The 20757-nt window shown below is 67.7% G+C and carries 23 protein-coding genes and 1 pseudogene; 12 read left to right on the top strand and 12 right to left on the bottom strand.

Going from position 1 to position 20757, the window contains the following annotated elements:
• Position 1 precedes the first annotated feature (1 nt).
• From kdpB to OHA11_RS40965, 7 genes are all read right to left on the bottom strand, one after another.
• On the bottom strand, positions 2-2140 hold the full coding sequence (gene kdpB / locus OHA11_RS40995; RefSeq protein WP_266505411.1) for a potassium-transporting ATPase subunit KdpB: 2139 nt from the start codon (positions 2138-2140) through the stop codon (positions 2-4).
• Positions 2137-3801, bottom strand: coding sequence for a potassium-transporting ATPase subunit KdpA (gene kdpA / locus OHA11_RS40990; protein ID WP_266505405.1), 1665 nt, complete (start codon positions 3799-3801; stop codon positions 2137-2139). Before kdpA ends, kdpB begins: the two co-directional genes overlap by 4 nt.
• 8 nt (positions 3802-3809) lie before the next feature.
• Complete coding sequence (gene kdpF, locus OHA11_RS40985) at positions 3810-3899, bottom strand: K(+)-transporting ATPase subunit F (RefSeq protein WP_037667570.1); 90 nt, start codon at positions 3897-3899, stop codon at positions 3810-3812.
• A 206-nt stretch (positions 3900-4105) separates the two neighbouring features.
• Entirely contained in the window at positions 4106-4828 is a 723-nt protein-coding gene (locus tag OHA11_RS40980; RefSeq protein WP_266505400.1) for a TrkA family potassium uptake protein, read from the bottom strand.
• Positions 4821-6194 carry a TrkH family potassium uptake protein gene (locus OHA11_RS40975; RefSeq protein ID WP_266505398.1) on the bottom strand — a complete coding sequence of 458 codons (1374 nt, stop codon included), beginning with the start codon at positions 6192-6194 and terminating at the stop codon, positions 4821-4823. The genes OHA11_RS40980 and OHA11_RS40975 overlap by 8 nt, the downstream gene beginning before the upstream one ends.
• Before the next feature lie 156 nt (positions 6195-6350).
• Positions 6351-7121, bottom strand: a complete 771-nt coding sequence (locus OHA11_RS40970; RefSeq protein ID WP_266505391.1) for an ABC transporter permease — start codon at positions 7119-7121, stop codon at positions 6351-6353.
• 55 nt (positions 7122-7176) lie between these two features.
• On the bottom strand, positions 7177-8100 hold the full coding sequence (locus OHA11_RS40965; protein ID WP_266505389.1) for an ABC transporter ATP-binding protein: 924 nt from the start codon (positions 8098-8100) through the stop codon (positions 7177-7179).
• A gap of 83 nt (positions 8101-8183) precedes the next feature.
• On the opposite strand from OHA11_RS40965, the gene OHA11_RS40960 reads away from it, so the two are divergent.
• The 4 genes from OHA11_RS40960 (at position 8184) to OHA11_RS40945 (ending at position 10216) form a co-directional block, all read left to right on the top strand.
• Positions 8184-8507, top strand: a complete 324-nt coding sequence (locus tag OHA11_RS40960) for a hypothetical protein (protein ID WP_266505387.1) — start codon at positions 8184-8186, stop codon at positions 8505-8507.
• Positions 8507-8665 carry a hypothetical protein gene (locus OHA11_RS40955; RefSeq protein ID WP_266505385.1) on the top strand — a complete coding sequence of 53 codons (159 nt, stop codon included), beginning with the start codon at positions 8507-8509 and terminating at the stop codon, positions 8663-8665. Before OHA11_RS40960 ends, OHA11_RS40955 begins: the two co-directional genes overlap by 1 nt.
• Positions 8666-8855: 190 nt before the next feature.
• Positions 8856-9341, top strand: a complete 486-nt coding sequence (locus OHA11_RS40950; protein ID WP_266505383.1) for a GbsR/MarR family transcriptional regulator — start codon at positions 8856-8858, stop codon at positions 9339-9341.
• Positions 9338-10216 (top strand): SAM-dependent methyltransferase, encoded by an 879-nt coding sequence (locus OHA11_RS40945; RefSeq protein WP_266505380.1) that lies wholly within the window; start codon positions 9338-9340, stop codon positions 10214-10216. Before OHA11_RS40950 ends, OHA11_RS40945 begins: the two co-directional genes overlap by 4 nt.
• Positions 10217-10281: 65 nt before the next feature.
• On the opposite strand, the gene OHA11_RS40940 is transcribed toward OHA11_RS40945, so the two are convergent.
• Positions 10282-10659 carry an ATP-binding cassette domain-containing protein gene (locus OHA11_RS40940; RefSeq protein ID WP_266505377.1) on the bottom strand — a complete coding sequence of 126 codons (378 nt, stop codon included), beginning with the start codon at positions 10657-10659 and terminating at the stop codon, positions 10282-10284.
• A gap of 74 nt (positions 10660-10733) precedes the next feature.
• Between OHA11_RS40940 and OHA11_RS40935 the strand changes: the two genes are divergently transcribed.
• The gene (locus tag OHA11_RS40935; protein ID WP_266505375.1) at positions 10734-11198 is read left to right on the top strand and encodes a GbsR/MarR family transcriptional regulator; all 465 of its coding nucleotides are present in this window, start codon (positions 10734-10736) and stop codon (positions 11196-11198) included.
• Between the two features lie 32 nt (positions 11199-11230).
• Here OHA11_RS40935 and OHA11_RS40930 read toward each other — a convergent pair whose 3' ends face one another.
• Positions 11231-11659, bottom strand: a complete 429-nt coding sequence (locus OHA11_RS40930; protein WP_266505372.1) for an STAS domain-containing protein — start codon at positions 11657-11659, stop codon at positions 11231-11233.
• 306 nt (positions 11660-11965) lie between these two features.
• Between OHA11_RS40930 and OHA11_RS40925 the strand changes: the two genes are divergently transcribed.
• The 4 genes from OHA11_RS40925 (at position 11966) to OHA11_RS48590 (ending at position 14637) form a co-directional block, all read left to right on the top strand.
• Positions 11966-13207: a sodium:proton antiporter gene (locus OHA11_RS40925; protein ID WP_266505369.1), complete on the top strand. Its 1242-nt coding sequence runs from the start codon at positions 11966-11968 to the stop codon at positions 13205-13207.
• A complete protein-coding gene (locus tag OHA11_RS40920; protein ID WP_266505366.1) occupies positions 13194-13652 on the top strand; it encodes a CBS domain-containing protein in 459 nt (152 codons plus the stop codon). Before OHA11_RS40925 ends, OHA11_RS40920 begins: the two co-directional genes overlap by 14 nt.
• A 187-nt stretch (positions 13653-13839) precedes the next feature.
• Positions 13840-14127, top strand: coding sequence for a hypothetical protein (locus OHA11_RS40915; RefSeq protein WP_266505363.1), 288 nt, complete (start codon positions 13840-13842; stop codon positions 14125-14127).
• A 135-nt stretch (positions 14128-14262) separates the two neighbouring features.
• Entirely contained in the window at positions 14263-14637 is a 375-nt protein-coding gene (locus OHA11_RS48590; RefSeq protein WP_353962963.1) for a GNAT family N-acetyltransferase, read from the top strand.
• A 424-nt stretch (positions 14638-15061) separates the two neighbouring features.
• Here the strand turns inward: OHA11_RS48590 and OHA11_RS40910 are convergent, their stop codons facing one another.
• Positions 15062-15667, bottom strand: coding sequence for a hypothetical protein (locus tag OHA11_RS40910; RefSeq protein ID WP_266505360.1), 606 nt, complete (start codon positions 15665-15667; stop codon positions 15062-15064).
• A gap of 227 nt (positions 15668-15894) precedes the next feature.
• Between OHA11_RS40910 and OHA11_RS40905 the strand changes: the two genes are divergently transcribed.
• Positions 15895-17184, top strand: coding sequence for a putative T7SS-secreted protein (locus OHA11_RS40905; RefSeq protein ID WP_266505357.1), 1290 nt, complete (start codon positions 15895-15897; stop codon positions 17182-17184).
• Positions 17181-17930: a hypothetical protein gene (locus OHA11_RS40900; protein WP_266505355.1), complete on the top strand. Its 750-nt coding sequence runs from the start codon at positions 17181-17183 to the stop codon at positions 17928-17930. Before OHA11_RS40905 ends, OHA11_RS40900 begins: the two co-directional genes overlap by 4 nt.
• A gap of 26 nt (positions 17931-17956) precedes the next feature.
• On the opposite strand, the gene OHA11_RS40895 is transcribed toward OHA11_RS40900, so the two are convergent.
• Both OHA11_RS40895 and OHA11_RS40890 read right to left on the bottom strand, forming a co-directional pair.
• Positions 17957-18259 (bottom strand): hypothetical protein, encoded by a 303-nt coding sequence (locus OHA11_RS40895; protein ID WP_266505352.1) that lies wholly within the window; start codon positions 18257-18259, stop codon positions 17957-17959.
• Between the two features lie 108 nt (positions 18260-18367).
• Positions 18368-19460 (bottom strand): annotated as a pseudogene (locus OHA11_RS40890) (PucR family transcriptional regulator).
• Between the two features lie 720 nt (positions 19461-20180).
• Between OHA11_RS40890 and OHA11_RS40885 the strand changes: the two are divergent.
• Entirely contained in the window at positions 20181-20678 is a 498-nt protein-coding gene (locus OHA11_RS40885) for a hypothetical protein (RefSeq protein ID WP_266505350.1), read from the top strand.
• Positions 20679-20757: the final 79 nt, after the last annotated feature.

Here is a 20757-nt window from a genome sequence, read left to right as displayed (position 1 = left end):
TTCATCCGATCCCGGGGATCAGCGAGATGAGTACGTCGATGATCTTGATGCCGATGAACGGGGCGATCAACCCGCCCAGGCCGTAGATGCCGAGGTTGCGGCGGAGCATCTTGTCCGCGCTCATAGGCCGGTACTGCACGCCGCGCAGGGCGAGCGGTACAAGCGCGATGATGATCAGGGCGTTGAAGATGACGGCGGAGAGGATCGCAGACTCCGGCGAGGCCAGGCCCATGATGTTGAGCTTGTCCAGCGACGGGTAGGCGACGGCGAACATTGCCGGGATGATCGCGAAGTATTTCGCGACGTCGTTGGCGATGGAGAATGTCGTCAACGCGCCCCGGGTGATGAGGAGTTGCTTGCCGATCTCGACGATCTCGATGAGTTTGGTCGGGTTGGAGTCGAGGTCGACCATGTTGCCGGCCTCTTTGGCGGCCGACGTGCCCGTGTTCATGGCGACGCCCACGTCCGCCTGCGCGAGTGCGGGGGCGTCGTTGGTGCCGTCGCCGGTCATCGCGACGAGCTTGCCGCCGGCCTGCTCGCGCTTGATGAGGGCCATCTTGTCTTCGGGTGTGGCCTCGGCGAGGAAGTCGTCGACGCCTGCCTCGTCCGCGATCGCCTTGGCGGTCAGGGGGTTGTCGCCCGTGATCATGATCGTCTTGATGCCCATGCGGCGCAGTTCCTTGAACCGCTCCCGCATGCCGTCCTTGACGACGTCCTTGAGGTGGATGACACCCAGGACGCGGGCGCCCTGGTCGTCCTGGACGGCGACCAGCAAGGGAGTGCCGCCTGCCTCGGAGATTCGGTTGGTGATGGTGTCCGCGTCCTCGGCGACCTCGCCACCCTGTTCCCGCACCCAGACGATGACCGACCCGGCCGCGCCCTTGCGGACCTTGCGCCCGTCGACATCCACACCCGACATCCGGGTCTGCGCGGTGAAGGCGATCCACTCGGCGCCGGCCAGCTCCCCTTGGTGGCGCTCGCGCAGCCCGTACTTCTCCTTGGCGAGTACGACGATGGAGCGGCCTTCAGGGGTCTCGTCGGCCAGCGAGGAGAGCTGGGCGGCGTCGGCGACTTCGGCCTCGGTGGTGCCGCGAACGGGTACGAATTCGGCGGCCTGCCGGTTGCCGAGCGTGATCGTGCCCGTCTTGTCCAGCAGTAGCGTCGACACGTCACCGGCGGCCTCGACGGCCCGCCCCGACATGGCCAGCACATTGCGCTGCACCAGCCGGTCCATGCCTGCGATACCGATTGCGGAGAGCAGCGCGCCGATCGTGGTCGGGATCAGGCAGACCAGCAGGGCCGTGAGCACGATCATCGAGGTCTGCCTGTCGGCGCCCGCGTAGATGGCGAACGGCTTCAGCGTCACGACTGCGAGCAGGAAGACGATGGTCAGCGAGGCGAGCAGGATGTTCAGGGCGATCTCGTTCGGCGTCTTCTGCCTCGTCGCGCCCTCGACCAGGTTGATCATCCGGTCGATGAAGGTCTCACCGGGCTTCGTCGTGATCTTGATGACGATCCGGTCGGAGAGGACCTTCGTACCGCCCGTGACAGCCGATCGGTCACCGCCGGACTCGCGGATCACGGGCGCCGACTCGCCGGTGATGGCCGACTCATCGACGCTGGCGACACCTTCGACGACGTCACCGTCGCCAGGAATGATGTCGCCGGCCTCGCAGACGACCAGGTCGCCGACCTTCAGCTCGGTGCCCGGCACCCGCTCCTCGACGTCTCCGGCGAGGCGGCGGGCGACGGTGTCGGTCTTGGCCTTGCGCAGGGTGTCGGCCTGCGCCTTGCCGCGGCCCTCGGCGACCGCCTCCGCCAGGTTGGCGAAGACGACAGTCAGCCAGAGCCAGGCGGTGATGACCCAGCCGAACCCGTCGCCAGGATCCTTGATCGCGAGCACGGTGGTGACCACCGAGCCGACCAGCACCACGAACATGACGGGTGCTTTGACCATTACCCGCGGGTCGAGCTTGCGGCAGGCGTCCGGCAGCGACTTCACCAGTTGCTTGGGGTCGAAGAGACCGGCGCCGACGCGGCCCTCGGGGTGCTTGTGTCCGGTCGGTACGTCCTGGTGCGGTGCCCGGGTCGGGGTAACCGTGGACATCGGGTCCTCTTGCTTCTCTATGTTGGTGGTCATGTCCCCAGCCCCTCGGCGAGCGGGCCCAGCGCGAGGGCCGGGAAGAACGTCAGACCGGTGATGATCATGATTGCGCCCACCAGCAGGCCGGTGAACAGCGGCTTCTCGGTGCGCAATGTGCCCGCGGTGGCGGGGATGGGCTTCTGCTCGGCGAGCGAGCCCGCCAGGGCCAGCACGAACACCATGGGCAGGAACCGGCCTAGCGTCATGCACAGGCCCAGCGTGGTGTTGAAGAACTCCGTGTTGGCGCCGAAGCCCGCGAAGGCGGAGCCGTTGTTGTTGGAAGCCGACGTGTAGGCGTACAGGACTTCGGAGAAGCCGTGCGCGCCGATGTTGGTCATGGCTTCCTTGCCGTCCGGCAGGGCCATGGCCACCGCGGTGCCGATCAGCACCAGGGCCGGGGTGATCAGGATGTAGCAGGCGGCCAGCTTGATCTCGCGGGTGCCGATCTTCTTGCCCAGGTACTCGGGCGTCCGGCCGACCATCAGCCCTGCGAGGAACACCGCGATGATCGCCATGATCAGCATGCCGTAGAGACCGGAACCGACGCCGCCGGGTGCGATCTCACCGAGCATCATGCCGAGCAGCAGAACGCCGCCGGACAACCCTTGGTAGGAGTCGTGGAAAGAGTTGACCGAGCCGGTCGAGGTCATCGTCGTGGAGACCGCGAACAGTGAGGATGGGCCCTCGCCGAAGCGCTGTTCCTTGCCCTCCATGGAACCGCCCGCGATCTGCGAGGCGGCGCCGGGGTGGGCGTACTCGATCCAGGTCACCGCGACGACGGCGAGGAACCAGATGATTCCCATCGCCGCGACGATCGCGTAGCCCTGACGCACGTTGCCGACCATCTTGCCGAAGGTGCGCGGCAGGGAGAACGGGATCAGCAGCAGCAGGAAGATCTCCAGCAGATTGGTGAAGCCGTTGGGGTTCTCGAAGGGGTGGGCGGAGTTGGCATTGAAGAAGCCGCCGCCGTTCGTGCCCACGTCCTTGATGGCCTCCTGCGAGGCCACGGCGCCGGGGCTGATGGCCTGCTTGTCGCCGGTCAGCGTGGTGATGGTGTGGAGGTCGCCGAAGTTCTGGATGGCTCCAGCCGCGATGAGGAGCACGGCCGCGATTACGGAGAGCGGCAGCAGGATACGGACGACGCCGCGCACCAGGTCCGTCCAGAAGTTGCCCAGATCCCCGGTGCGGGACCTGGCGAAGCCGCGCACCAGCGCCACGGCGACGGCGATACCGACGGCCGCGGACACGAAGTTCTGCACGGCCAGCCCGGCGGTCTGGGTGACGTGGCTCATCGCCGTCTCACCCGAGTACGACTGCCAGTTGGTGTTGGACACGAACGACACGGCCGTGTTGAACGCCTGGTCCGGGGTGATCGGCTTGAAGCCGAGCGACAGCGGCAGCTTGTCCTGCACCCGCTGGAGCACATACAGGAAGATCACGCCGACCGCGGAGAACGCCAGGACACCGCGCAGGTAGGCGGGCCAGCGCATCTCCGCGTCCGGGTTCGCACCGACCGAGCGGTAGATCCACTTCTCGACGCGCAGGTGCTTCTTGGAGCTGTAGACGGCGGCCATGTAGTCGCCGAGGGGGCGGTGCACCAGGGCGAGCGCGCCGATGAGCGCGGCCACCAGGAGCACGTCAGCAAGAACGGAGCTCATGGGCGTGCTCAGAACCTCTCCGGGAAGATCAGGGCGAGGACGAGATAACCCAGCAGGGCGACGGCCACGACCAGTCCGATGACGTTCTCGGCGGTCACAGCTTCGTCACCCCCTTGGCGACGAGAGCCACAAGCACGAACACCGCGATCGTGGTGAGGACGAAGGCCACGTCGGCCATCGCAAGCTCCTGGATGAGGTTCGGGAAGAACGGACCTCTAGAGGAAATCCGCTTTCCAGGCGGCTGCGGCCGTCCTTAACGCCTCCCTGACGGCGCCCCGTACACCTTTGACGCACTCCATACGCCTCAGCTGAGCTCGGCGAAGGCTTCCACCGCGTGGATCTTGCCGGTGACCACGATGACGTCGCCCTTCTGGACGACCGTCTCCGCGCTGGCGTAGGTGAAGTCCTCGCCGGGGCGCTTGATGCCGACGACCGTGACGCCGTACTTGGTGCGCACCTGGCTCTGGCCGAGCGGGACACCGGTGGCGATGTCCGGGGCGACGGTCTTGACCAGGGCGTAGTCGTCGTCGAATTCGATGAAGTCCAGCATCCGGCCGGTGACGAGGTGGGCGACGCGCTCGCCCATCTCGTGCTCGGGCAGGACGACGTGGTGGACGCCGAGGCGTTCGAGGATCTGGCCGTGCTGGCGGCTGATGGCCTTGGCCCAGATGTTGGGCACCTTGGCCTCCAGCAGGTTGGAGGCGATGAGGATGCTGGCCTCGATGTCGGTGCCGATGCCGACTACGGCGCTGGTGAACTCGTGGACGCCGAGCTGGTGGAGCACCTCGGGGTCGGTGCAGTCGGCGACCGCCGAGTGGGTCAGTCCGTCGCTCATCCGCTGGACGAGGCGGGCGTCGGTGTCGATGCCGAGGACGTCCCAGCCGCGCCGCATCAGCTCGTTGGCGAGGGAGGAGCCGAAGCGGCCCAGGCCGATGACCGCGACCCGCTGGTCGCCGACGGTCTGGGCGTGCTGCTGGGTGAGACGCTTGCGGCGCCGAAGTCGCAGTTTGTGCAGGTAGTCAGCCAATGACGGGTCGCTCCTCGGGCAGTTCGTAGCGGCGTTTGCGCTCGCGCAGGGCCAGCGCCGAGACCAGGGTGACCGGTCCCAGGCGGCCGATGAACATCAGCAGGGTCAAAATCAGCTGACCGGTGGCCGGAAAGTCGGCGGTGATGCCGGTGGACAGGCCGACGGTGGCGAAGGCCGAGACGACCTCGAAAAGGACCTGCTCGAAGGGCAGGGAGGTGGTGCTCAGCAGGGCGAGCGTGGCGGTCATGACCAGGCCGATGCCGAGCAGCGCCACGGTCAGGGCCTGACGCAACACGTGCGGGCCCAGCTTGCGTCCGAGGACCGCGGAATTGGGTTCGCCGCGGACCTCGGCGATGATCGCGACGGCCAGCACCGCGAAGGTGGTGACCTTGATGCCGCCGGCGGTGCCCGCGCTGCCGCCGCCGACGAACATGAGCATGCAGGTCATCAGGAGCGTGGAGGCGTGCATCGCCCCGATATCAAGGGAGTTGAAGCCCGCGGTCCGGGTCATCGTGGAATGGAAGAACCCGTTCAGAAGCTTCTCGGGCCAGTCGTGCGGGCCCAGGGTGCCCGAGTTGGTCCATTCCAGCAGACAGGTCAGCCCTGTGCCGACAGCCAGCAGGACCACAGTGGTGACCAGCGTCAGCTTCGTGTGCAGGGTCCAGTTTCGGCGGCCGGTGGTGCGTCGGCGGTGCCGGTGACGCAGCAGCTCCAGGAGCACCGGGAAGCCGAGTCCGCCGAGGATCACGGCCACGGCGATCGGCAGGGTGACCCACGGGTCCTGGGCGTAGCGGGTGAGGCTGTCGGCGTGCAGGCCGAAACCGGCGTTGTTGAAGGCCGACACGGCGTGGAAGTAGCCCAGGTATACGGCGTCGCCGATGGAGTTGCCGTAGCCGAAACGGAACCGCAGGGAGAGGACCGCGCCGACCGCGAGTTCCACGATCAGCGTCGTGCCGGCCACGCCGAGCAGCACCCGGCGTACGTCGCCGATGTCCAGGCTCTTGGTCTCCGCCTGAGCGGTGAGCTGCATCCTCAGCCGCAGTTTCCCTGAGACGAGCAGGGCGAGCAGGGAGGCCATCGTCATGATGCCGAAGCCGCCGACCTGGATCAGAGCGAGGATCACGCCCTCGCCGAAGCCGCTCCAGTACGTGCCCGTGTCCACCACCGCCAGGCCCGTCACGCACACGGCCGAGGTGGACGTGAACAGTGCGGTGACCAGCCCGGTGGCCGTACCGTCCTCGGCTGCGACCGGCAGCGCGAGCAGCCCTGCCCCCAGGGCGATCACGGCGGCGAAGGCCAGCACGACCGTGCGGGCCGGGTGCGCGGTGAACAGCGACCGGCGCGCCTGCGCGGAACGTCCTGCCACCGGCTGCCTTCCTTGTGTACGTCCAGTCCGTCAAGGATTGGTATGGGCTTCGTACGGAGCCCGTCAAACCCCGCGCGGCCGTCACCCTACCCGGCGGTGGCTCGCAGGGATCGTCCGGCTGAGACGCGGCCTGCTCTCGTCGCCCGGGGCAGGGCGTCAGGTGTTGATGTCCCGGCGCGCGAAGCGCCACGTGCCCAGAGCCACGAGGGCACTGGCCGTCGCGGCGAGGATGCCGATGTCGGCCCACTGGAAGCCGTTCCGCAGCGGCTGGCCGCCGATGTAGTGATGGAAGGGCGAGAGGTACGCGAGCTGGTCCGCGCCGATCTGCGCGGCGAAGGTGTGTGCGGTGTAGGCCAGGACCCCGATGGCGGCGGTGCCCGCGAGGACGACGGTACGGCGGCCGAAGGCGGCCCCGAGCCCGAGCGAGAGGGCTCCGAAGACGATGCCGAGCAGGGCCAGGTTCACGCACTGGGCGAGCAGTTCGGCCGGAGTGACGCTGGTGAGTTCGGCGCTGTCGCGGATGGCGAGCAGGGCGAGCCAGACCAGAAGGGAGATCGCGCCTGCTCCGGTGGCCAGCGCGGCGAAGCGCTGAAGGACGAGCCGGGTGCGGGTGAGGGGATGGGCGAGGACAAGGTCTAGCTGCCCTGACTCCTCCTCGCCCGCGACGGCCCGGGACCCGGTGGCGGCACCGTAGATCATGGCCAGCAGGGGCAGGATCAGGCCGAACACGCTGGCCTGGAGGTAGCCGGCGGCGGTGGCGTCGATGTGCAGGGACTCGCGCAGGGCCTCGGGCAGGCTCGCGGTGTTGTCCTTCTGCGAGGGGTAGGTGGAGGCGTACATCATGCCGACGGCGGCGGTGCCGAGCATCCAGCCGATGAGGCCGCGGCGGCTGTCGGAGAGGGACTTGGTGTAGACGGCCAGATTCATGGCAGGGCCTTTCGGTGGGAGCGCAAGGGTCGGGGCAGCAGGCAGCCGACTCCGGTCAGGCGGGCTGGCCTGTCGTGCTGCGCGGGGCGGATTCCGCACCCTCGTAGTAGGAGTGGAAGAGCTTTTCAAGTGCGGGTTCGGTGGCGCGCAGGCCGGTGACGGTATGTGCGGCGAGGGCCTTGATGAGGGCGTCGGGGCTGCCGGTGACCTGGCCGGTGAGGGTGGTACCGGCCGCGTCGAGGTGCAGCCGTCCGTCAACTCCCGTGAAGGAGCCCGCCGTTACGGGGTGCGCGAAGGTGACCTCGATGTCGCGGACGGCCCCTGCGCGCAGGGCGGCGACGGTATCCAGGGCGACGAGGAGCCCGTCGCGGATGATGCCGACCCGGTCGGCGACGGCCTCCACCTCGCTCATGACGTGGCTGGACATGAACACGGTCTGACCGCCTGCGGCGGCCTCCGTGACCAGGTCGAGGAAGGTCTGCTGGACCAGCGGGTCGAGCCCGGAGGTGGGTTCGTCCAGGACCAGCAGCTCGGGGGTGTGCATGAACGCCTGCACCAGGCCGACCTTCTGCCGGTTGCCCTTGGACAGTTTCTTGATCTGCGCGCCCTGGTCGAGGCCAAACCGGTCGGCCAGGCTGTCGATGCGCTCCTGCGGTACGCCACCGCGCAGTGCGGCGAGGAAGCGCAGGTAGCCGTGCACGTTCTGCCGCCCGTCACAGACGAAGTCGCCGGCCAGGTACCCGATCCGGGCACGCAGCTGCAAGCCGTCGGCACGCGGGTCCAAGCCGAGCACGACCGCGCTCCCCGAGGTGGGGCGGATCAGGTCGAGCAGGAGCCGGATGGTGGTGGACTTGCCTGCACCGTTGGGGCCCAGGAAGCCGAAGACCTCACCGACGCGGACGTCCAGGGTGAGTCCACTCAGGCCCCGTCGGGTGCCATACGTCTTGGTGAGCTCCCGGAGCTCGATCGCGTTCTCCATGACTCGGAACGTATCGAAGTTTCAGAGATCTGTAAACATATTGAAATATCTGACCGTTGAGAGTTCTCGGCAAGATGCAGACCATGGACAGCGAGCAGACCCGCGAGACGTCACGGACCCGAGCCGTGGGCACCGGACAGGGCAGGCAGTTAGACGAGGCAGCGGAGCGGCTCGCGCTCACCCTGGCCCAGGGTGGGATGCAGAAGACCACCGCGCGCGTGATGACCGCGCTGCTCTTCAGCCGTCAGGAGACCATGACGGCCAACGACCTGTGCGACGAGTTGCAGATCAGCTCCGGTGCGGTCTCGGGCGCGGTCAAGCAACTCCTTCCCATCGGCATGATCGAGCGGATCTCGGCACCCGGCGGGACCACTACCGCTTCCGCGAGTATGCCTGGGCGAGGCTGATGAGCGACCAGAACGCCATGCTCGCCGTCATGGGCGGCGCCGCCACCGAGGGCGTCCAGGCCACGGGCGAGGACAGCGTCACCGGGCGGCTCCTGCACGAGATGCGGGACTTCAACGCCTTCTTCCAGCGCGAAATGGCCACCCTCGTCGACTGGTAGCGGGAACCGTACGACACGGAGCGCTGACCAGTTCCTTTCCGGGGCAGGCCGGTCGCCGTCCAGGATCGGCGCTGCGGAAATCGGGCAAGGTTCCCAGCCCCGGTCTTGCCGCAGGGCAGCGTGGGACCTAGTTTCAGTTGAGAGTGAAACACCTAGGTGTTAATGAACCAACTGAAGGGCGGTGCGTCGTATGACGGAGTCGAGCAACGAGGACGTGCTGGAGTGGGTCGAGCGGATCGCGAAGTACTGCGCGGACCAGGACGGTGTGCCGCTGATCGCCGGCCGGGTGTTGGGCTGGTTGATGATCTGCGACCCGCCTGAGCAGTCCACGGAGGAGATCGCCGCCGCGATCGGGGCGAGCCGGGCTTCGCTGTCGACCAACCTGCGGTTGCTGAGCTCGGTCGGTTTTCTGCACCAGCTCACCAAGCCGGGAAGCCGCACGGTGTACTACCGGGTCGACGACGACGCCTGGGAGAAGGTCGTACAACGGCAGATCGCCTCGCTCGCCTCGCTCGGCCAGATCATGCGCGACGGCATGACATTGGCCGGCCCTTCCGCCACCCGCGGCGCCAGGATCGGCGCCGCGCACGAGGTTTTCCTCTGGATGGAGCAGGTCTTCGCCGACGCGCCGCCACCGCCTTCCGCAGCCCGTTCCACGAAGGAGAGACGACTGTGACCAAGCGCCCCCCCGCGGCACAGACCGCGTTAGGCCCGATGGTGATCGCGGCCTGCGAGCAGCACCTTCCCGAATCCCAGCGGGTGCTCAGCGACGAGCTGGCCGTCCGCTTCCTTCCGCCCGGCCTGCGGCTCGTCGTCGGGGCCTGCAGGTGGCGCGCTGTTCGCGATCTCCTGACCGGCGCGACGGACAAGAAGGCCCTGGGTCTTTGGGCGAGCGTCCTGTCCCGTAAACGGTATGCCGACGACAAGGTCTCCGAAGCGCTACGGGCAGGGATCGAGCAGTTCGTGTTCCTCGGCGCGGGCCTGGACACCCGAGCGTACCGACTGGTGCCGCCGACAGGCGCGCGGGCGTTCGAGATCGACCTGTCGGCCAACATCGCCTACAAGCGGCAACGGCTGGAGGCGGTCTACGGTCGGGTACCCGATCACGTGGTTCTGGTCCCGGTTGACTTCCAGACCGATGACCTCGCCGACGTGCTGCCCGCCCATGGCCTCGATCCGGAGACTCCGACGATGTTCGTCTGGGAGGCGGTGACGCAGTACCTGACGGAGGACGGCGTGCGCAGGACCCTCGCATTCCTCGCCAAGGCCGCCCTCGGCAGCCGATTGATCTTCACCTACCTCCGCAGGGACTTCCTCGACGGAATCGACTTCTACGGAGCCGAGCAGGCCCACCACGACTTCGTCGTGAAGCAACCGATGTGGCACTTCGGTCTCGACCCCGACGACGCTCGGAGCCTGCTTCAGGAGTACGGCTGGGCCCAACGGGAACAGGTCGGCACACAGGAATACCTCGCGCGCTATATCCGGCCGACCGGACGTGACCTGGCCGTCTCCGAGATCGAGCGGTTCGTCTACGGGGAGAAGACGTGAGACGGCTCTTGCCCGTGGCCGACACGGTCCGCGATCGGAGTGCCACGGCAGTCGGCAAGGGACGCTCACGGCCTGCTCTGGGGACTCCCGGCGTTCGGTACAGGCGATGCAGGCGGCGGTACGCCGCCGCGCAGGTCGGCGAGGAAGTGCAGACAGTCGCGGGCCCTCTGGCGTCCGTCGACGACGAAGTCGCCGGGGAGATAGCCGACGCGGCGGCGCAGAGCGACCCCGTCGGTGCGGGCGTCCAGGCCGAGGATGGTGGCCCGGCCGGCCGTCGGGCGGATCAGGTCGAGCAAGAGGCGGATGGTGGTGGTCTTCCCGGCTCCATTCGGGCCGAGGTAGCCGAAGATCTCGCCGACACGGACGCCGAGGGACAGGCTTGTCAGGCCACGGCGGGACCCGTAGGTCTTGGTGAGCTCGCGGAGCTCGATCGCACTCTCCATGACTCGGAACGTATCGAACTTTCAGAGAATTTTGAACACATTGAGCTTTCGCAGGGTTCGGTACTCTGAGAGGCATGGACGACGCGAGGGAGCGGCTGCGTGATGTGGCCGAGAGGCTGGCTCTGACCCTGGCCCAGGGCGGGATGCAGAAGACCACGGCCCGGGTGATGACCGCACTGCTCTACACCGAGCAGGACACGATGACCGCAGCCGATCTGTGCCAGGAGCTGTCCATCAGTTCGGGTGCGGTCTCCACCGCGATCAAGCAGCTCATTCCCGTCGGACTGGTCGAGCGCGTCCCAGCTCCCGGCAGCCGCCGCGACCACTACCGCTTTCGTGAAGGCGCCTGGGCCACTCTCATGTCCCAGCAGAACGCCGTGCTCAGCGTGATGCACGACGCGGCCCAGGAAGGCATCGACGCTGCGGGCGAGAACACCGCCACGGCTCACCGCCTGCACGAGATGCAGGACTTCTACGCCTACGTGACGCGTGAGATGCCCGCGCTGATCGATAGTTGGCGCAAGCAGTTCGGCCAGTGATCCCAGCCGCCGCTACCGGCTGCCGGCAGTGGCTACTCGCCAGTGCCTTGTGACAGGTTCGGGCCGTCGCCTGCGTACACGTCGACAATCCGGAGCAGTCCCAGCTGTTCGAGGGTGGCGCGGGACTGAGGACCCACGTGGGTGGCGATCACTCGTGTGCCGTGCGATCGCGCGGCCCGCAGCGCTATGAAGATCATCCCCGCGCCGTCACTGCTGAGGTAAGTCACCTTGCCGAGGTCGATCACAAGCAAGGCGATTTCCGAGCGCAGGAGTTCCGCGAGATCCGTTCCGAGCCGTCTCGCGTACCCCGAGGTGATCTCCCCTGACAGATGGACGACGGCCCGGTCACCCGTGATCTCGGTTCTGAGCCTGCGCCCCCGGAACGGATGACGCAGGCGACTGCCCACGCCCAGAGGCGGAGGCGGCCCGGCCGGCTGCCATGCGGGGGAAAAGTCCGGCATGCGGGGCTCCAGGGCAGTGGGCGGTCACCTGCCGACCAGACTTCCCGGCGCACCTGAGTATCAGCGTACGGGCCTCGCGCCGCGGCCGCCGTTCGGAGGACCGGGCATTGCGCTGAACGGCGTCTACGCACGTCGAGGCTACTTCTGGCATTCAGGATTGCCGAGATCCAGCAATCGCGGGGAGCGCATCGTGCGCAGGCGGACTCTGTCAAGGATGCGTCAAGGACCTGTAGGGTTTCTCTCGGTGTGCCGGGAAGCCTGGTCGGCGAGTAGGGGATCACTCTCTCTTCCGATCGGGGGTCCGTCATGGTGCTTGTGGCGGTGTTCGGTGTTGCACTGTTGGTGGCGGTTCTGTTGTCGGGTCTGGCGGCCCGGACGGTGCTTTCCACGTCATTCCTCTTCCTCGTCGGCGGAGCGCTCGTCAGCGACGGTTTCCTCGGCCTGATTCACATCACGCCGGACAGTGAGATCGTGGCCATAACGGCCGACCTGGCGCTGTTTGCGGTGCTGTTCACCGACGGCATGCACGTCTCCCTGCCCAAGCTGCGGGCCAACTGGAAGAATCCGGCGCGTGCTCTGGGGCTGGGCATGCCTCTTGCGTTTGTCTTCATGGCGCTGATCACGCACTTCTTGGTGGGCCTGGACTGGACGACATCGTTCCTGGTGGGTGCGGTCCTGGCGCCCACCGACCCGGTGTTCGCCTCGGCGATTGTGGGGCGCCGTGAAGTCCCCGCCAAGCTGCGGCAGTTGCTGAACGTGGAGAGCGGCATCAACGACGGCCTGGCCCTGCCGATCGTGCTCATCCTCATCGCCGCCGCGGGCCCGACTTCCGACAGTGCTGAGGCCTCCGGTTCCAAGATCGCTCTGGAACTGCTGCTCGGCCTCGTGTTCGGCGTCGCGCTCCCGCTGCTCGCCAGTGGGCTGGTGCGCTTCCGGCTGCTGGGCGCGGAGCCGAAGCTGCAGCCGCTGCTGCCGCTGGCGACCGGGATCATCCTGTACGCGGCCTGCCACCTGACCCACGCCAACCCTTACCTGGCCGCGTTCTCGGCCGGCGCGACGCTGGTCCACGTCTCTCCGGAGGCGAAGCAGTCCTTCGAGCCGCTCGGCGAGGCTCTGGCAGAGCTCGCGAAATTCGCGGCGCTGCTGGTCTTCGGCGCGCTGCTGACGCCCCAGCTCTTCGGCGACCTGTCGGTCGGCGGCTACGTGGCAGCAGTCCTGGCGATCGTCCTGATCCGCCCGGCGTCACTGCTGCTCTCCCTGCTCGGCACGAGCATCTCGCGCCGGGAGAGGCTGGTGGCCGCCTGGTTCGGTCCGAAGGGCTTCGCGTCGGTGGTCTACGGCCTGCTGGTGCTGCAGTCGGGCATCCCGCAGGCCGAAGCGGCGTTCACGCTGATCGCGGTCTGCATCGCCTTCTCGATCATCGCCCACAGCTCCACGGACGTGCCGATCGCCCGTGCCTTCGATGTCGACGACCTGGCCGGGATCCCGTCGGGCCGCGAGGACGCCGACGCACCGACCAAGGAGACCTCCGCTGATGTATGCACGTGATCTGGCCAGGAGCTATCCCACCGTGTCCGCGGACGACGACGCGCTGGATGCAGTCCGGCTGGTGGCGCGCGGGCAGCTACCGGCCCTGCTGGTCCTCGACCCGGACCAGTACCCGTATGCGATCGTGTCCGCTACCCGTCTCGTCACGGCGCTTGTGCCCGACAGCGTCCAGGATGACCCGCTCCTCGCCTCGGTGATCGACGACCGGTTCGACGACGATGTCAGAGCGTCGATGGTGGGGCGATCGGTGATCGAGTGGCTGCCGCGCCGCACCATCACCGCTGCCGTGGTCGGCCCGGACGCCTCGGCCATGCAGATCGCGGCGCTGATGGCGCGCAAGGACACCTCGGTCGTCGCGGTCGTCGAACACAGTGGCGACAAAGCCGCCCTGATCGGCGCGATCACCGCGGCCAGGCTGTTGGAGCACTTCACCGGAGGTTCATGAGCGACTGGTGCGGCCATGGTTGCGAACTGTGTCTGGCAGGGCTGCTTCGCGCCCGCCCGCCTCCTCGACCGCAGCCTGGGCCTGCAAGGCATTCCGCCTGACACTTGCTCGATGTGCCTCGCTCAGGCACCGCCCGCCGCCGGACCCGACGACTTGGATCGAAACGAGAGCACACGTGGATTCGTCAGTGATCGCGCCCGTGACCGTCTTGGCCATGCTGGTCATCCGGACCGCTCTGGTGGAAATCCGTCAACCGGGAAGCGGCCGCCGCGAGTGGTCTTTCCTTTCCAACCGCTGTGCGATGGCTGCGGGATGCGCCACAGTCTCGCTTGTCTCCGTCAGCGGCTGGCAGGCGGCCGGTTTCGCCGCGACGGCCTGGGCAGTGCTTGCCGGGGCGCTCGTCGCCCACATCGTCGACCTGCGTACCGGCCCTGCGGCAGTGAGGAGGGAGGACTCGAACGATGCGCATCGTTGAACCGGCGGCGACGCCAGGACCAGCGCCGCATCTCCCCCTTCAGTCCGCTCCTCACCGTGCATCGGCGATTTCAGAAGGCGGAATTCATTGGTCTGGGTATGGAATGGCAGAGCTCAGAATCATCAACCGCCACGGGTGAACAGGACTGCCTCGTCCGCCCCGGCCGCATCCATCGAGATCGTCTCGCTGAACCGGGGAAATCGCGTCATTGGACAGCTGCGTTTCCGCGCCTGCAAGACGTGCCGTGCAGGGCGAATTCTGGACATCTGGATCTGCGACACCTGGCAAGGTCAAGGGCTGGGACGCGAGCTGATCCATTCGCTGCTCGCCCGCCGCCCCGGCTACCGGTGGAGTACCACGTTGCAGAGCCGAGCCGGGCGGGGATTCTTCACCGCGATGGCGCGGGAGACGACGGTAGCGCTGCCGCGCGGTGGCCCGTTGTGCTCCCACCTCACGAGCTGGTTCCGACGGGCACGGCAGCGTTGGCTGGATGTCCGGTCGTTCCGCTGAAACAGCACGCCGTCAGTAGCGCGAATCATGGTCGGGCAGTCGGTTGACGCCTGCGGCACCGCCGATGTGGTGAAGGGACCGGGCATGGCGGCGGGCGTCTCGGACACCTCGGGGTGGCTGCCGACTCGATCCGGTGCGCATCGGCGCTGGTGCCGAGCCGTTGGCACTCTCGCCGGAGCAGAACCCCCGTTGCCCGGGTCACGAGCGTGACCATGTCGACGCCGGTGATCACCACAAGCACCATCCGTATCGCCGTTCGTCAGGGGCTCGTGCCGGTGCCAACCCGGGGGTCCTCCGTCCCAACCCCTCATCCGCCTCACAGGGTGGAGTTCGGACACACAGTCAGTCCTGCGGACGCGGCCTGCCTGGATCACTGACCGTCACCGGTACATACCTGCCCTGGGCGTCTTTCAGAGTCCGGCAATCACGTGCGCGCCTGCGCCGCCCGCCAGTCGATTCCGGCCGCGGTCGGGATGCGTCCGTACTTGGTGAGGCGGCGCCGGGCTAGAAGCAGGCCCAGGGCCCACAGGGCGGCGAAGAACAGCCAGATAGCGGCGCAGACCCCCAGGGCTGACGGGGTGAAGCCGGTCTGGGAGAGCGGGATGAGCATGGCGAGCGGGAGGATCACCAGCGCGATCAGGCCGCGCCGCCGGTGGGTGCGGCTGTAGTCGACCATGATGCGGGCGTGTAGCAGGTCGACGTCCCGCCGGGCTTCGGCCACCGGGCGCAGGCGGTTCCCGCCGGGGCGCATGCCCGGCAGCGGGCCGCCCTGGAGCGCGGTGGGGTACCGCTCGGTGGTGTGGGTGGCGCGCTCCACGGCGTCCGGGGTGCGCCGGAAGGCGAAGTACGGGTTCGGGCTGCCCTTCGGCGAGATCGGGGAGAGGCCGTCGTACTCGTAGCCGTACTGCTCGGCGATGTAGGCGAAGGCCGCGAACTTCCGCCAGGACCGCTGAAGATTGCGGGCATCGTGCCGCTGCGCGCCCTGCGAGCCGTCCCTCAACAGAGCCTTCAGCTGGGGCTGCAGGAACATCGCGCCTCCTGGGTCCGGATTTGTGGGCACAGTCAGCATGCCGTAGCGGTGTGGTCACGACGATGGCGGAACCACTCACCTCACGGATAGCTTCCTATCACCTGGATGATCCGTCCCCCCACCGGCGGGAGGCGAACAGCAATGTAGGGGGACAAGCAGTAGGTTCGTCGAAGTATCCCCATCTCGGGTTCGATTCGGCGCCGGGCGACCTGGAGACCGTGCTGCTGATGGTCTCCGCGATCGGCCGGGTCGACCGGGACAGCGGTACCGCGCAGACGCAGCTCAGCAAGATCGGTACGTCCGACGGGATCTGGGTGGGCAAGTCGGCCGACACGTTCACGAAGTCCGTAGAGAAGATTCCCCCGTATCTCAAGAAGGCGCTCGGCTCGATCAGTTCGGCCCACCGGACACTGTCCGGCTGGGAGACCAGCCTGGACGGCTTCCAGACGCGGGCCCGCAAACTGGAGGAGGAAGCCGCCGCAGCCGCGCAGAAGGTGAGCACCACGAAGGGCACTCTCGACGGCTTGCCGAAGGAGACATCCACACTCTCCGAGAAGGAGAAGGACGAGCACGACGAGGACAAGAAGGACAAGCAGAAGGCGTACGACACAGCCAACGACGAGCTGGAGGCCATCCGAGATCGGGCCCGCACTCTGCACACGGAGTACACGACCGCGGCGGACGCGACGGCTCGTACGATCAAGGATGCGGCGGATGACGCTCCGCCCGAACCCGGCTGGTTCGACGACCTGGTGGCCGGGTTCACGGACTTCCTGGCCGATGCCTGGAACGTCCTGTCGGACCCGAACTTCTGGAAGCTGGTCGGCGACGCCGACATCGCCATGGTCATCGGTGTGATCTGCCTCGTCGCCCTGGCGCTCGGTACCGGGGTGGGCGCACTCGGTCTGATCGGCTTCATCGTCGGCGTGGGTGCGCTGGCCGCGCACAGTGCCGCGATGATCGGCGGTGCCGAGGGCGTGACCTGGCAGACGCTCGCCTGGGACGCGCTCGGCGTGGTCGCGGGCGGTGTGGGTCTCGCGGGCGCCAAGCTCGCCCAGGCGGGCCGGCTGATGGTGCAGTCCGGGCGCACACTGCGGGCCTCCGAGGGCTTCATGGCGACACTCGGCAGGATCGGCCCCGGCGCCTGGGGCAACATCGCCAAGATCCCCAGCGGCATGGCCAACTCGATGCGCGGCTTCGCCATGGCGGGACAGGGCTGGGTCCATGTCGCCGCCGGTCGGACCCTCGACGTGGTCGGCACGGTGACCGGGGCAGGTTTCGCGTTCGGCTCCAACACCAACGAGGGCCGGTGGCTGGACGGCGACTGGAACATCTCCGACATCCCCGTCGTCGGCCCGGCGGCCGGGTTCTTCGACTACGAGGCACCGGACAACGAGCCCACGACCATGGCCCCCGGCCCGCTGGGACCGCAGTTCGACGCCGCCACGACGCTCACCTCCGCCGGAGACAGCTTCACCAAAGGCCTGCAGCCCTCGAACTTCGGAACCGTCGCATGACCCACAACCCGGTCGAAGCCGCCATCGCACGGGAAATTCCGTACGCCTTCCGGTACACCGTCCCCGACGAGTTCGTCCGCCTGCCCGACCCCGCCGCCTCCGACGGCTGGCAGGAGGCACTGGCCAAGCTCATGCCGGATGCCGACGAGCAGCAACTCGCCTCTGCCACCGAGCAGTTGCGTGCGACCCTGCCCGGCCTGTCCGCGGGCGGTGAGGAGACCGTCGCCCTCACCGCCATGTGTCTGGGCACCGAGGACGTGGCCGGTGACGAGCGGCTGTCCATGGGCCTGCTCGCCGTCACCGTCAAGCCGAGCGGGCACCGGGACCGGCCGCTGGCCGCCGAAGGCATCTACCGCGCGAAGGAACAGAAGTTCTTCGCCCGCGAGAGCCACCTCCAGGAGCTGGACTTCGCTCTCGGCAAGGGTGTGCAGGGCAGGCAGGACATGCTGCTGGCGGCCAAACTGCCGTCTGGGCCGGGCGTCATGTCCGCCTCCCTGCGCATGCTCACCCTGCCCGCGAGCTTCGCGGCCGAGACCGGCATCGCGGACGTCGCCGGTACGGGGGAAGCTGTCCGTCCGACTCTTCCCATGGCCCTGCTCCAGCTGATCGTTCCTGCGCCGCGCGACTACTGCGCGTACGTGACGATCTCCACGCCGTCAGTGTTCCTGCTGGACTCCTACTGCGGCCGTCTGGCGCAGATCGGCCGGACCTTCACCTTCGACGTTCCGGAGCCGGCCAAACCCTGAACCGGCCGAAGTCGGCTGAGCGAGGGCTACTTCTTGCCCTCGCCCGCCTTCTTCAACTCGTCGTACAGCTTGTCGTCCAGCTTTCGGAATTCATCCGCGGCCTTCTTGGCGAACTTCGAGACGCCCTTGGTGAGTTTGGAGAGCTCTCCGAAGCCGTAGTCCCAGGAATCCGCGAAGTCGTCACACGCGGATTCGAGGCCGCCGTGGCCGATCTGCTTCGAGTCGGCGTGTTTCATCTCCTTGGAGGCCGACTTCATCTGCCCCCCGCTGGTCTCCAGCGTGCCCGCCATCTCCAGCACTTCATCGCCCGCGAACTTCAGGAAGGACACTCCGGCTCCCCCAGCTTCTGTGCCGCACGCACCATCCGGTGACTCAAGAACACTGACGTTAGACGCAGTGAGTGCGGTTTCGCCAGCCGCTTCGCGACGCCCCGCCCGTCACACTTCCTTGTCCGGCCAGCCCAGGAGCCGGGCTCCGATGACCGCGGTCTGCAAGGTGTAGCGGTGCACGGGATCCGCCGGATTGGCGCAGCTTCTGAACGCGTTCCAGGCGATAGGTGAAGGCCCGCACGCTCAGGTTCAGGCGGCGAGCCGCCTCGGCCGAGACACAGCCCGTGTCGAAGTACGCGGTCAGCGTGTCGATGAGCAGTTGCGCCCCTCCACGTGCGGTGTCAAGCGGACCGAGTGTGGTGAGGACGAGGTCGGCCATGGCCTGCCGGTCCCGGGTGAGCACGGGATAGACGAGGAGGTCGGCGGCGCGCAGCACTGGCTCGTCGAGTCGGAGCCGGTCGGCCAGGTCGAGGGCGTTGAGGGCTGCTTCGTAGGAGTGGACGACTCCCCCGGGCCCGGGGGGCGGCCGTCCAAGAGCGACCCGGCCGCCGTCCGTGGCCGCGTGTGCCTGCTTGGCGAAGAACGTCAGCACGTCCTCCTGGTCTCCGGGCGCGATACAGATCAGCCGCCCGTCCTTCGTGGTGAGCAGGATGCGCCGCTGGCCGAACCGGCCGACCAGGGCGCTCTCCACCTGCCGGGTGGCCGGGTCCATGTCTTCGAGTGACTTGCGGCCCTGGGCGACGGCGACCGCGTGGGCCCGGGCAAGGAGCAGCCCGAAGCGTTCGGCGCGTTCGGCCAGGCGCCCCAGGTCGCTGCGGCCGTAGAGCAGGTCGTCGATGAACTCCCGCCGTACAGCCTCCTCCTGCCGTACCGCGAGCTTCTGCGACCGCTCGTGCCCTTCGGCGAAGGCGTCGATGGCTTGCTCGACCGCGGCGAGCACTGGTGCGGCTTCTGTGGCAGGGAGGGTGGGCCAGCTCTCCCGGGTCGCGGACAGGTGCCGGCGGACCAGAGCTCGTAGCCCAAGGCCGGCCTCGGCCGCGCGCTCGCCACGGGCACGCAGGGACTGCAACTCCTCCCGAGTGAGGCGGCGACCGGTCGCACCCACCTCGGCCAGCGTCCGGGCATACCCCTCCAGATACTCGTCGGGTATCTCCCGCCCTGTCACCCGTTCTCCTCTGTCCTTGACGCTCTGCTGCCCCATTCCTAACGCACGATGGTCAAGAGTGGCAGACCCGAGGCTTGTCAGCCGGCCCAGAACGGTCTCAGCCACGGCCACAGCCTCATCCAGCAGGTGTCTTCGAGGCGGCCCAGGTGCCTGCCACTCCTCCCAGGGCCGGCCCGGCCCATATCGCGATGGCGACGGGGACAGAAAGTGAGAGGTCCCAGATGATCACGGCGGTGATCAGCATGCCAAGCCATAGCATTTGCAACATCACAGCAGCAGTCACTTTTCGCCGTGTACTCCACTCACGCATTGCCAACAACGCTCGCATACGTTCCCTCCGCGTCCGTCTGCGCTCGGGCCACGCATCCTGGCACTCGCGCGACGTCCACGACCAGGCACTGGATCTTCGCGGAAAGTGAGCCAGAACCGAATCCCACGTATAAACCCAGCCGGGCCACGGGACGAGTTCCTGCACCGTGCGCTGCCTGGTGGTCCGCGGGACCTCAAGAACGTGTCTCTCGCTCCCCCGGATCCTGACGCAGCGCTGATGAACCCTTAACAGCAACCGGCATACCAACCACGGCGAATACTGCCGGGACCCGGCAATGCGCCCGTCGCCGTTGAGCAGGCACGATGGGTGGCGGGGAGCACTGGGGGATGGCCCCGGTGCCGGACACCGGCAGGTGTGTTGCGCCGGGGCCACGAAGACTCCCCAGCAGCCCGCAGCGTCGGGCAACGGGTATCGGGGGGATGAGTATGCGCGCGTTTTTCGAAGCGGCCACCGGTTTCCCCTCCCTGTTGTTCACGGCCGCCATGATCGTGATCTTCGCCTTCTGGCTTCTCGTCGCCTTCGGCGCGGCCGGCGCTTACAGCTTCGACACGGACGCGGATCTCGACGCCTGGGGTATGGGCGGAGTACCGGTCGCGGTCGCGTTCTCCATGCTGGCGGCGTTCGCCTGGCTCCTCAGTCTCGGCATGGTCGTCCTGCTGCACGCTGCCGCTCCCGCGGGAGTCGTCATTGGCCTGGTGAAGATCGTGGTGCCGGTCGGAGCGCTGCTCGTCGCCTGGCGACTGACGCGTCTGTTCGTACGACCGTTGCACCGCCTCTTCCCCGATGAACCCGGGGCGCCCCGGCCCGTCGAGGCCCTCGTCAGTGGCGGCATCGGTATGCCGCGACCTCGCAGCGGAGCCGACGACCAAGTCCGGGACACGCCGTACAAGGTGACGTCCAACGCGCGCGACCGCGCCGCCTGAGCCTCACCTCCGCCCGGGGCAGGACCGCCTCACCGTCGCGCTCCGCCCCCCTCGCTCACACTTCCAACTCCCTTACGCC

Origin of the sequence: Streptomyces sp. NBC_00878 (assembly GCF_026341515.1) — a bacterium.
Taxonomy (GTDB): Bacteria; Actinomycetota; Actinomycetes; order Streptomycetales; family Streptomycetaceae; genus Streptomyces.
This window is presented reverse-complemented; position numbering and strand designations above follow the sequence as displayed.